At 62.9% G+C, this 12013-nt stretch carries 9 protein-coding genes; 3 read left to right on the forward strand and 6 right to left on the reverse strand.

Annotated features, from left to right (window positions below):
* Nucleotides 1–17: 17 nt before the first annotated feature.
* Nucleotides 18–1064 (reverse strand): Gfo/Idh/MocA family oxidoreductase, encoded by a 1047-nt coding sequence (locus J3B00_RS13140; RefSeq protein ID WP_209867918.1) that lies wholly within the window; start codon nucleotides 1062–1064, stop codon nucleotides 18–20.
* A gap of 56 nt (nucleotides 1065–1120) precedes the next feature.
* Nucleotides 1121–1945 (reverse strand): sugar phosphate isomerase/epimerase, encoded by an 825-nt coding sequence (locus J3B00_RS13145; RefSeq protein WP_209867919.1) that lies wholly within the window; start codon nucleotides 1943–1945, stop codon nucleotides 1121–1123.
* Between the two features lie 316 nt (nucleotides 1946–2261).
* On the opposite strand from J3B00_RS13145, the gene J3B00_RS13150 reads away from it, so the two are divergent.
* Entirely contained in the window at nucleotides 2262–3116 is an 855-nt protein-coding gene (locus J3B00_RS13150) for an IclR family transcriptional regulator (protein WP_209867920.1), read from the forward strand.
* Complete coding sequence (locus J3B00_RS13155; RefSeq protein WP_209867921.1) at nucleotides 3113–4828, forward strand: FAD-dependent oxidoreductase; 1716 nt, start codon at nucleotides 3113–3115, stop codon at nucleotides 4826–4828. Before J3B00_RS13150 ends, J3B00_RS13155 begins: the two co-directional genes overlap by 4 nt.
* A gap of 260 nt (nucleotides 4829–5088) precedes the next feature.
* Here J3B00_RS13155 and J3B00_RS13160 read toward each other — a convergent pair whose 3' ends face one another.
* From J3B00_RS13160 to J3B00_RS13170, 3 genes are all read right to left on the reverse strand, one after another.
* Nucleotides 5089–7431, reverse strand: coding sequence for a TonB-dependent siderophore receptor (locus tag J3B00_RS13160; RefSeq protein WP_245362800.1), 2343 nt, complete (start codon nucleotides 7429–7431; stop codon nucleotides 5089–5091).
* Nucleotides 7432–7677: 246 nt separating this feature from the next.
* Nucleotides 7678–8637, reverse strand: a complete 960-nt coding sequence (locus J3B00_RS13165; RefSeq protein ID WP_209867923.1) for a FecR domain-containing protein — start codon at nucleotides 8635–8637, stop codon at nucleotides 7678–7680.
* Nucleotides 8634–9164, reverse strand: coding sequence for a sigma-70 family RNA polymerase sigma factor (locus tag J3B00_RS13170; protein ID WP_209867924.1), 531 nt, complete (start codon nucleotides 9162–9164; stop codon nucleotides 8634–8636). The genes J3B00_RS13165 and J3B00_RS13170 overlap by 4 nt, the downstream gene beginning before the upstream one ends.
* Nucleotides 9165–9368: 204 nt before the next feature.
* Here J3B00_RS13170 and J3B00_RS13175 point away from each other — a divergent pair, with 204 nt between their 5' ends.
* Nucleotides 9369–11564 (forward strand): OsmC domain/YcaO domain-containing protein, encoded by a 2196-nt coding sequence (locus J3B00_RS13175; RefSeq protein ID WP_209867925.1) that lies wholly within the window; start codon nucleotides 9369–9371, stop codon nucleotides 11562–11564.
* A gap of 235 nt (nucleotides 11565–11799) precedes the next feature.
* Here J3B00_RS13175 and J3B00_RS13180 read toward each other — a convergent pair whose 3' ends face one another.
* Nucleotides 11800–11979, reverse strand: coding sequence for a DUF1289 domain-containing protein (locus tag J3B00_RS13180; protein WP_209867926.1), 180 nt, complete (start codon nucleotides 11977–11979; stop codon nucleotides 11800–11802).
* Between the last annotated feature and the right edge of the window lie 34 nt (nucleotides 11980–12013).

Raw genomic sequence — 12013 nt, forward strand, 5'->3', positions numbered from 1 at the left:
ACAACGCCAAGCTGCGGTCATTCGATCGTGATCAGCGCACCGGTGCGCGCTGCCTCGGCAATCGCCTCGACCACGATCAGGTTGCGCAAGCCATCATCGACCGTCACCAATGGCGCCACCTCGCCGCGGATCACCGCGCAAAAATGCTCGAGCTGCAACGCCAACGGATCACCCGGCTGCACGGCTGCGGTGCTGCACTCAAATGGCGTGAACCACGAACGGTCTTCTGTGCCTGGATAGGTCTTCAGGCGCAAGGTCGGCACCGACAGCGACCCCTGCTTGCCACTGATGACATAACAGTCTTCATCGTCGTAAAACGCATAATCGGTATTTTCTTGCGACGTCTGCTCCCAACTGCGCGCACACGCGGCGCTGTCTGACAGCATGAAGCTGCCGAGCATGCCATTGGCAAAGCGCAGGCTGATCGCCACCGTATCCTCGACCGGAAATCCACGTGCGGCGTTGGACTGCAGGGCTTGCACCGCAACCACTTCGCCGCACAACGAGCGCAGGTTGCCGATTTCGTGGATCAGGTTGATCAGGATCGGGCCGCCGCCCAATTGCCGCCGCCACGGCGCCGCATCGAAATACGTATCTGGCTTGTAGAACAGGGCGCTGCCTTGCACCGCGACCAGATCACCCAGGAGACCGTCACCGATAATTTGCCGGGCACGCGCAAGCGTTGGGCTGTGCGCGCGATGGTGCCCAACCAGAATGCGCGCCTGGGCCTGTGTGGCCAGTTCAGCCAACCGGCGGCCCTCTGCGACACTGTGCGCCAGCGGTTTTTCCACCAGCGCCGCGACTTTCGCCTCGATGCACTCGATGGCCTGCTGCACGTGCAGCGCGTTGGGTGTGGCGAGAATCACGCCGTCCGGTAACTGCTGGGCGAAGAGTTCGCCCAGGCTGGAAAACTGGGCGACGCCCAGACTGGCCAGGTAAGCCGGGTCTGCTGCTACCGGGTCGACCACTGCGACCAAATCACAGGCGGCGCTGGCCTGGATCAGCTCGATGTGGCGGCGGCCAATCGCGCCGACGCCAGCTACCGCTATTTTCACTCGGGTCATGGCTACGCTTCCTCGCTTTGATTGTTCTTCTACGGTGCGGACAACAACGCTGTCGCTCAGCGGCTTTGCAAGACCAGGCGGGCCTTGTCGAGGGCCATTTGCGCCCGCTCGAAGGCACTGACGCCTTGCTCCATCAGCTGTCGCGTGGGGATTTCCAGGCTCAACGGGATCTGCGCGGGCAGGGCCTTCAGCAGGCCGTGCAGGTCGCAATCGCCATCACCTGGGAAGCGTCGTTCGTTGCGTGCCTGTCGGAGGATTTCGGCCATGTCATCCGGACGTGGGCCGGCCACGTCGCACAGCTGCGCATAGCGAAAGCGTTGCGGCGCGTTGGCAGTGGCTGCGGCCAGTTCGGCCAGCGACGAGCCGGAGCGATTGAAGTGGAACGCGTCGATCAAGACACTGGCGTTGCTGCGCCCGGCCTGCTCGACGATGCGCAAGGCCTGGGTCAGGTCGCGGGCATCGGTCCAGGGCATGAACTCCAGGTGGGGATGGATAGCGTAGGGCGCGGCCAGGTCACACAGGGCGGCAAAGTTATCGCTCAGGCGGCCTTCATCAGGGTCGTTGCCCGCGACCAACAGCTCGCTCGCAGCAAACTCGGCGCCGACCTCGAGGATCTGCTCAAAGTCCATGACCCGGGTATGCGGCTTCAGACGCAGGATTTCGATGTCGAGCACCTTGATCCCCGTGTCGCTCAGGCGCTGGCGGGTCTGGCGACGCAGATCGGCGTCCGCCACCAGGGCAAAGTGGTGTTCCTCGGGCGTCGCTGGCTCCAAGCGCAAGCCGACGTGGCTGTAACCGGCACGCGCTGCAACCTCGATCATGTCGGGAGGCGAAAGCTCCAGAACGGTCAGGGCAGCCAGGGAAAATAGTTGATCGCTCATGCTCGACTCTTGTTCGCCATTGGAAAAAAACCGGCTGGCTCAGTGCCCGTCCAGCGCACCTGCTGCCGATGTCTTTTTAGTTAGAACTGAGTTCCAGTTTGAAATCAAGCGAAAACAGGCCTGCTTGGATCAATCCGATTTTCAGCGTTTTCAGTGGGCGATAACCGCACTGAAGCCGGGCTGTGGCGATTGACTCAAGGCGTTTTTCACTCTGCAAAAGCGAGCGGTTTGACACTGACAGTGAAACTGGAATAGTTTTCCAGTCATTCATGAATCGACAGGCGAGGGCGCCATCAGCGCCACGCAGGAGAGCCTTATGCCAAGCGCTGTGAGCACCACCGAAACCACCTACGCAGGATTGCTGGAGCGGGGTCTGGCCATTCTGGAAATGCTCGCCAGCAGCGTTGAAGGCGTGCCGCTTACCGAGATTTCCGACGCGCTGCGCATCCCGCGCAGTGCCACCCACCGCTTGTTGAACACCCTCTGTGACAACGGCTACGTACGTCAGGAGCAGGAGCGGGGCACCTACCTGCTGACCTCCAAATTGCAGGTGCTGGCGTTTACCCATTTGGGTGCCGACGGCACTATTGACGCTGTCCAGCCGGTGCTCAACCGGCTGGCAGCCGAGGTTGGCGAGCTGGTGCGACTGTCGGTGGTCGATGAGGACCGTCTGACCTGGGTAGCACGTGCCCAAGGTGCCCGCGGCGGCCTGCGCTATGACCCGGACATGGGCATGGAAGCCAAACTGTCGTGCTCGGCGAGCGGCTATGCCTGGCTGGCGACCATGGACAACGCTGCTGCCTTGGCACTGGTCGCGCAGCAGGGCTTTGGCGCCGTTCAGGAGTACGGCCCGCATGCTCCACAGAGCCCGCAAACCCTGCTGCCCAGAATCGAGACTGCGCGCACCCTGGGGTATGCCCTGGCGATCCAGACCTTCGCCGACTGGATGTCGGCCATCGCCGTGCCAGTGTTTCATCCGGCCAGCGGCAAGGTGCTTGGCGTGGTCAGCATAGCCGGGCCGGTCTTCAGGTTGTCCGAAGCGCGCCTGCATGAACTTGCCCCTGCACTGATCGCGGCGGCTGCGCAGATCCAGCACCTGATTGCTGGTTCTCCTGCCCTCATGAGCCCGCAACTGAGTGCACGCAACGCACGTGTCGGTGACCAGGCGTGAAGCATCCATCCCCAACAACGCGCCTTGACTGTGACCTGCTGGTGATCGGCTCGGGCGCTTCCGGCCTGGCTGCGGCGGTCACCGCCGCTTCGCAGGGTTTGAAGGTCATCGTGGTGGAAAAACACGCGACCTTTGGCGGTGCCACGGCTTGGTCGGGAGGCTGGCTATGGGTACCCGGCAACCCGTTGGCCAAACGTGCAGGCATCCATGAAGATCCTCAACAGCCGCGCACCTACCTCAAACATGAGCTGGGTGATCGCTACGACGCGGAACGGGTCGAGGCTTTTTTACACAATGCGCCGCGCATGGTGGCGTTCTTTGAGCAGAACACCGCCGTGCAGTGGTTGGACGGCAACGGCATTCCTGATATCCACGGCACTGTCCCAGGCGCGGCGAGCCAAGGCCACCAGGTGATCGCCGCACCGTATGACGCTCGCGAAATGGGGCCGCTGATCCGGCGCATGCGCAAGACCATGAAAGAGACTTCGTTCCTCGGCATGCCGATCATGGCCGGCGCTGACCTGGGCGCGTTCCTGAGCATGACCCGCTCGCTGAAATCCTTCCTGCATGTGAGCAAACGCGTCTTGCGTCACTTGCGCGATCTGCTCCTGCATGGCCGCGCCATGCACCTGGTCAATGGCGTGGCGCTGGTGGCGCGGCTGGCCAAGTCGGCGGTCGACCTTGGAGTAACGCTGATCGAGTCGGCACCGGCGCGCAAACTGATCACTGAACAGGGCAGGGTGCTGGGGGCATGGGTCGACACACCCGATGGGCCAATCGAGATTCATGCCAGCAAGGGCGTAGTGTTGGCTGCGGGCGGCTTTCCCAACGACAAGGCCAGACGCAAGGCGCTGTTCCCGCGTACGCCTTGCGATAACGACCACCTTGCGTTGCCGCCGGTGGAGTGCTCGGGCGACGGTATCTCGCTTGGCGAATCGGCCGGCGGCGTGCTGGAGGTGGACGTTGCATCGCCTGTGGCATGGGCGCCGGTCTCACTGGTGCGCCATGCCGACGGCAGCAGCGGGCATTTCCCGCACATCATCGACCGGGCCAAGCCTGGCCTGATCGGGGTGCTGTCTACCGGCAAGCGCTTCGTCAACGAAGCCGACGGCTACTACGACTACACCGCCGCCATGGTCGCCGCAGCCCCTGAAGGCGAAGAGGTGGCCTCATGGCTGATCTGCGATCACCGCTTCCAGCGACGGTTCGGGCTGGGTTACTCGCGCCCATTTCCGCTGCCGGTGGGGCCGGCGGTGCGCAGTGGTTATCTGCAGCGTGGCGACTCGATCGAGGCGCTGGCCAAGGCGTGTGGCATCGATCCCGCTGGGCTGGTGGAAACCGTGCGCACCTTCAATGCGCATGCGCGGCGGGGGGAGGACCCTGAGTTCGGTCGCGGCTCGACCCCCTACAACCGCAAGCAGGGCGATCCGTTGGTGACCGTGGGCAACCCCTGCGTGGCACCGATCGAGCATGGCCCGTTCTACGCGGTCAAGGTGCGCCCGGGCAGCTTTGGCACCTTCGCCGGGCTGAAAACCAATGGCCACGCGCAGGTGCTGGATGCGCGCGGCGCGGTGATTGCCGGGCTGTATGCGGTGGGCACGGACATGGCCAGCGTCATGGGCGGGTTTTATCCCTCGGGTGGGATCAACCTCGGCCCGGCCATGACCTTTGGCTATGTTGCCGGGCTGCATGCGGCGGGGGCAGCGGTCTAAATCAAGCATCAAACCTGCCAGCGCGCCGCGTACCCTGGAGGAGCGGCGGTGCGGCGATCCGAATTGCCCCGCGAGGCGGCTGGTCCAGCCATAAGGGTGAATGGCACCGGCTTTGCCGGTGTTCGCGGGGCAAGCCCGCTCCTACAGGCTTAAAGTGATCTTCACAGCGACGCCATCCCTGTAGGAGCGGGCTTGCCCCGCGAACACCGGCAAAGCCGGTGCCATTCAGCGCAGGGGCTGGATTGGCCCCTTCGCGTGGATCAGAAGTCCCAGCGCGTGGTCAGCATGAAGTTGCGCGGTTCGCCATAGGCTGCGGAGTTATAGAAGCCGATGTTGGTGTAGTAGGACTTGTCGAACACGTTGTTGGCGTTCAGCGTGGCCGACAGGTGCTGGCTGAACTGGTAACGCGCCATGGCATCGACCAGCCAGTACGCCTTTTGCGAGAACTCCTCGTAGCGCCCGCGCGGCGAATTGTAGATGTCCTGCCAGCCCATGCTCTGCCAGCGCGCGCCGCCACCCAGGGTCAGCCGGTCGAGGGCGCCGGTCAGCTTGTAGGTGGTGTACAGCGTGACCTGGTCTTCCGGCTCGAAGGTGGAGATCTTCACGTCTTTATCGTCGCGCACCACTTTGTGGGTGTAGCCGGCTTGCACCTGCCAGCCTGGCATCAGCTCGCCGGACGCCTCGATCTCGTAGCCCTTGGTGACCGCCTGGGTCCCCTTGAAGGCATAGTTGTTTGGGGTTGGCTGACGGTTGTTGTAGTCATCGTCAGACACCGAGCGGTTGTCTTCATGAATCTCGAAGTAGGCCGCGCTGGCATTCAAACGGCCATCGAGAAACTCGGCCTTGAGGCCGATCTCGTAGTTCTGGCCTTCGTCCGGCTCGAGCAGCTTGTCGTCGCGATCGCGGTTGTAGTTTTCCTGCGGCATGAAGATGTCGGTGTAGCTGGCGTACACCGAGTAAGTGTCGTTGAGGTCGTACACGGCGCCCACGTAAGGCACGAAGCGGCCGCTTTCCTTGTAGGACGGGGTGATACCGGTGAGTTGGTAATTGACCACGCGGCCGCCGAGCAACACCTTCAAGTCGTCGCTGACGTTCAGCCGGGTGGTGACGTAGGTGCCGGTCTGGCGCACCGTGTCGTCGATACGTTGGGTCTGCGGGCCCCAATCGGGCTCGGCCAGGTTGCCGTGCCAGTTGTTGAAATCGACCACGTTCGGGCCGCGGGTGGTGTAGTCCCAGTAGCCTTTGCCCTTCCAGTTGGACGTAGCGATGGAGCCGCCGAGCACCAACTCATGTTCGCGGCCGAACAGGCTGAACGGACCTGAGACATACAGGTCGGCGGAATCGCTGACGGTTTCGCCGGTGTACTTGCCGGCGGTGATCGACGAGGTGCCATCGGCATTCGGCGTGCTGCCCTGGATCGAGCCCATGGCCGCGTGGTAGCCGTTGATCTTGTGATCGAGCTGCAGCTTGCTGACCCAGCCGTTGCTGAAGTTGTGCTCGAGGATGGCGAACACGGTTCGCGTGTACTGCTCCCAGCTGCTCCAGTTGGCGGCGTTGTTGAACGAGCGCGAGACGTGGTTGCGGTCGCCGTTGGCGTTGATCAGCGGGAAGCTGCCTGACCAGGACGAGGCCTTGGGCAGGCTGTCCTGGTAGTCGCCGCCGACGGTGAGCAGGGTGTCCGGCGACAGGTCGAACTCGAGGATGCCGTAGTACACCGGGGTCTTGCGTGAGTAGCGGTCCATGAACGACTGCTTGTCCTGGTAGGCCGCCACGGCCCGGCCACGGACATTACCCGACTCCGTCAGCGGGCCGCTGAGGTCGAGCTCGCTGCGGTAGTTGTCCCAGGAACCGACACCGAGGCTGGCGTGGCCCTGGAACTGCGCGGTGGGCTTCTTGCGTACCAGGTTGATGGTCGCGCCCAGCGAGCCGGCGCCAGTGAGCAGGCCGGTGGCGCCCTTGAGGACCTCGACCCGGTCATAGATGGCCATGTCGCTGAGGGTGTTGCCGGCCGAATAGCCGACGTTGCGCGCCGTCGATGGGATCCCGTCGTACTGGAAGTTGTTGATCGAAAAGCCGCGCGCGTAATAGTTGCTGCGCTCGGTGTCGAAGGCCGACACGGTGATGCCTGGGGTGTGGCGCATGACATCGTCGACGCTGTTCAGGCCAAAGTCGTTCATGTGCTGGCGGGTGACGACGGTGATCGACTGCGGTGTTTCGCGTGGTGTCAGCACCAGGCGTGTGGCGGTGGCGATCGAACCTGGGGTGTAGGAGCCGGTGCCCTCACTGATCGTGCCCAGCTGGTTCGAGACGATTTCGGTGGTGCCCAGTTCCAGCACCGAGGCATCGCTCAGGCGCGGGCGCAGCGAGTAGCGGCCGTCGTCTTCACGTACCGCTTGCAGGCCAGAGTTGGCCAGCAGCACCTGCAGGCCGGTGTCGACCGCGTAGGCGCCATCCAGGCCGGTGGTGGCCTGCCCGCGGGTCAGCGTTGGGTCGAACGACAGCACCACGCCGCTTTCACTGGCAAAGCGGGTCAGGGCAGCTCCCAGGTCGCCGGCACCGATGTGGTACTGACGCACATTACCGTCATCGGCGTGTGCCGGCATGGCGGCAGTGAGGCCCAGCAAGGCAGAGTAGAGCAGGGCGCTGCGAAGACTGGCTGCGATGCGGCCGGCCTGGAAAGGGGGTCTCATGGAGTGATGGTCTCGTCGTCGGTGTTGGCAAGTGGGCTTATCTGCCCTTCGCTGAGTAAGTCGAACGGGAACGAGAAAAACTATCAGTTGGGTAGAAATTAAATTGGAGGTTGCAGGCGCCGGCCTCTTCGCGGGGCAAGTCGGAGGAGCGACCCAGCGTCACCCCGGCACGACATTCACCCAATATCGCGTGGCCCTGACCACCCGCACCGGCAAGGTGGTGCTCAAGGCCTGCAGGGCCTGCTCGGTGTCATGCACATTGAACGCGCCACTGATGCGCAGGCCGGCAATGGCCGGATCGCAACGCAGCCAGCCAGCGCGGTAGCGGCCCAGCTCAAGGAGAAACGTGTCCAGTCGCTGGTCATTGGCCACCAGCACCCCTTGGCTCCAGCCATCCTGCCCCGGCGAGACCGGCTGCGGCGCGCGAATGTGCTGGCTGGCAAAACTGCATTGGCTCCCCGCCTCGATAATCACCGCAGCTGCCCCCAGTGGAGAGATGCGCACCTGATGCTCGAAAACGGCCACCCGCGTAATGGCACCGTCAGTCAACACCGAGAAACGCGTGCCCAGCGCCTGCACGCTGCCTTGCTCGGTCTGCACCAACAGCGGCCGGCGCGCAGGATCGGCGGCGCTGGTCAGCATCAGCTCGCCTTGACGGAGGATCACTCGCCGTTCACGTCGGCTGTACGCGACGTCCACAGCAGTGGCCGTATTCAGCTGCAACTGTGAGCCATCGGCGAGCACCACGTTGTGTTGCTCGCCTGTGCGCGTCCGATAGGCAGCCAGCCAGCCCGCGCTTTGCCCTTGCTGATAACTGGCATAGCCGAGCATGCCACTGCCCATGGCCAGGGCAAGGCCCTTGAGCACCGTGCGCCGGCCGCTGCCTGCGGTCTGATCGGCGAGGGTCAGTGCGCGCCCGGTCAAGGCCGCGGGCATGCCGTGCAAGCGCTGTTGCAACTGCTGGATCTGCGCCCAGGCCCAGCGGTTGTGCGCATCGCTGGCCAGCCAGGTCTGCCAGCCGGCCTGGTCGGCGGGCGAGACATCCTCGCATTGCAGTGTGCTGAACCAGCCTGCAGCCTGTTCCAGGGCGGCGCGTTGCTGGGCGTGCAGGGTGGTCATCCGTCCAGCGCCCCGAGGCTGAACAGCACGCAGTGCTGGGTGGCCTTGGCAATGTAGCGGGTCACGCTGACCACCGAGACCTGCAGTTGCTCGGCAATCGCCTTGTAGGTCATGCCGTCCAGTTGCGAGAGGAGAAACGCGCGTCGCACGTTGGGCCCCAGGCCTGCAAGCATGGCGTCCAGTTCACACAGGCTTTCGAGCAGGATTGCCCGGGTTTCCTCACTGATGGCGACCGCTTCGGGCTGCTCGGCCAGGGCCTGCAACCAGGCGCGCTCGAGCCGGGCGCGACGGAAGTGGTCGATCATCAAGCGCCGGGCAATGGTTGCCAGATAGCCCTTGGGCTCGCGCACCGCCTGCAGTTGGGCCTGCGCGTCCTTGGCACTCAACACGCGGATAAAGACATCCTGCACCAGGTCGGCGGCCAGCTCCCGGCAGTCGACACGCGGGCGCAGCCAACCCAGCAACCAGCGGTGGTTTTGCTGATAGAGGGTGTGCACCTCTCGGTTCAGTGGGCTGGGGCTCGACATGACACGGCTCAAAAATGCAATTGGGATTCATTATCAGTTTATGAGGCGTGGTGTTTGTTGTGCAACCTTTCTTCCTTATACACACCACTCGCCCAGAGCTGACCGCTGGCAACTGCTGGTCGGTACTGATCGGCGAAGACTTCCGGGGGAAAAATCCGGATAATGGCGGCCATTTCGTTTTGCTACTTGGCATGGTAATCCCGCATGGAAATCAAGGTTAATTTTCTCGACAACCTTCGGCTTGAAGCCAAGTTCGATGATTTCACGGTGGTGGCCGATCAACCCATCCGCTACAAGGGCGATGGTTCTGCGCCGGGTCCGTTCGATTATTTCCTGGCCTCGTCGGCGCTGTGCGCGGCTTACTTCGTAAAGTTGTACTGCGAAACGCGCAATATCCCTACCGACAATATTCGCCTGTCGCAAAACAACATTGTCGATCCGGAAAACCGCTACAACCAGATCTTCAAGATCCAGGTCGAACTGCCTGCGGACATTTCTGCCAAGGACCGTCAGGGCATCTTGCGCTCCATCGATCGCTGCACGGTGAAGAAAGTCGTGCAGACGGGCCCGGAGTTCGTCATCGAAGAGGTGGACAACCTCGACGCTGATGCCCAGGCCTTGCTGATGCTCGACAGCGATACACAGGCGAGCACCTACATCGCCGGCAAGGACCTGCCGCTGGAGCAGACCATCGCCAACATGTCCGGGATCCTCGCTGGCCTGGGCATGAAGATCGAAATTGCCTCGTGGCGCAATATCGTGCCCAACGTGTGGTCGCTGCATGTGCGCGATGCGCATTCGCCGATGTGCTTCACCAACGGCAAGGGTGCGACCAAGGAAGGCGCCCTGGCGTCGGCGCTGGGCGAGTTCATCGAACGGCTCAACTGCAACTTCTTCTACAACGATCAGTTCTGGGGCGAGGACATCGCCAACGCCGCGTTCGTGCACTACCCGAACGAGCGCTGGTTCAAACCGGGCGCCAAGGATGCACTGCCGGCCGAAATCCTCGATGAGTACTGCCTGGAGATCTACAACCCCGACGGCGAGCTGCGCGGTTCGCACCTGTACGACACCAACTCGGGCAACGTCAAACGCGGCATCTGCGCGCTGCCGTTCGTGCGCCAGTCGGATGGCGAGGTGGTGTACTTCCCGTCCAACCTGATCGAGAACCTGTACCTGAGCAACGGCATGAGTGCCGGCAACACCTTGGCCGAAGCCCAGGTGCAGTGCCTGTCGGAGATCTTCGAGCGGGCGGTCAAACGGGAGATTCTCGAAGGCGAGCTGGCCTTGCCGGATGTGCCGCCAGCGGTGTTGGCCAAGTACCCGGCGATCCTCGCCGGGATCGAGGGCCTGCAAGCGCAGGGCTTCCCGGTGCTGGTCAAGGATGCCTCGCTGGGTGGTGAGTTCCCGGTAATGTGCGTGACCTTGATGAACCCCCGCACCGGCGGCGTGTTCGCCTCGTTTGGTGCGCACCCAAGCTTTGAAGTGGCGCTGGAGCGCAGCCTCACCGAACTGCTGCAGGGGCGCAGCTTCGAAGGCCTCAACGATTTGCCGCAGCCGACCTTCGAAAGCCACGCGGTGACCGAGCCGAACAACTTTGTCGAGCACTTCATCGATTCCAGCGGTGTGGTCTCGTGGCGCTTCTTCAGTGCCAAGGCCGACTTCGAGTTCGTCGAGTGGGACTTCACCAGCGACGGCGAAGATTCCAACGAAGCCGAGGCCGCGACCCTGTTCGGCATCCTCGAGGGGCTGGGCAAGGAAGTGTACATGGCGGTGTACGACCAATTGGGTGCCAACGCCTGCCGTATCCTGGTGCCGGATTACTCCGAGATCTATCCGGTCGAAGACCTGATCTGGGACAACACCAACAAGGCCTTGCTGTTCCGCGAAGACATCCTCAACCTGCATCGCCTGGACGACCGTAGCCTGAAGGCGCTGGTCAAGCGTCTGGACAACTGCGAGGTCGACGAATACACCAGCATCACCACGTTGATCGGCGTCGAGTTCGACGACAACACGGCTTGGGGCCAGCTGACCATCCTTGAACTCAAGTTGCTGATCAAGCTTGCCTTGAAGCGCTTTGAGGAGGCCAAGGAGCTGGTCGAGGCGTTCTTGCAGTTCAACGACAACACGGTCGAGCGCGGCTTGTTCTACCAGGCGTTGAACGTGGTGCTGGAAGTGGTGTTGGATGATGAGCTGGAAATGGAAGACTTCGAGGTCAACTTCCGCCGCATGTTCGGTGACCCGCGGATGGACGCGGTGCTTGGCTCGGTGGCGGGGAGTGTGCGTTTCCATGGCCTGACCCCGACCAGCATGAAGCTGGAAGGCCTCGACCGGCACCAGCGGCTGGTCGACAGCTACAAGAAGCTGCACGCAGCGCGGGCGAAGTTCGCCGGCTGAGGTGCGACTGCGGGGCCGTTCTCATAGAGCTAACGCTAACGCGTTGATTTAGCGAAACCCTGTAGGAGCGGGCTGGTCCCGCGAAGAGGCCAGTCCAGCCACCGTGGGGGATGGCACCGGCTTCGCCGGTTTCGCGGGACAAGCCCGCTCCTACAGGGAGCGGGCATGCCTCAAGCCCACGATCCCACGCCAGGGCGATCAGAAATCCCAGCGTTTAGTCAGCATCACGGGCCGTTCACTTGCGCTTCTTCAAGGCCTTCAGGCGCGCCTTGGCCTTGTGCACCACCTCGATGCGTTCGCTCTTCTTCATCCGTTTCCATTTGCGGATGTCGTCTTTGCTGCGCCCACAACCCACGCAGATTTCGTCGCGGATCTTGCAGTTGGAGGTGCAGGGGTTGTCAGCGTCTTTGGCCACACGTGTCGTCCTCGCTCATGTCAGTGTGACCGCT

The organism is Pseudomonas sp. BP8 (genome assembly GCF_017875955.1).
Lineage (GTDB): Bacteria > Pseudomonadota > Gammaproteobacteria > Pseudomonadales > Pseudomonadaceae > Aquipseudomonas.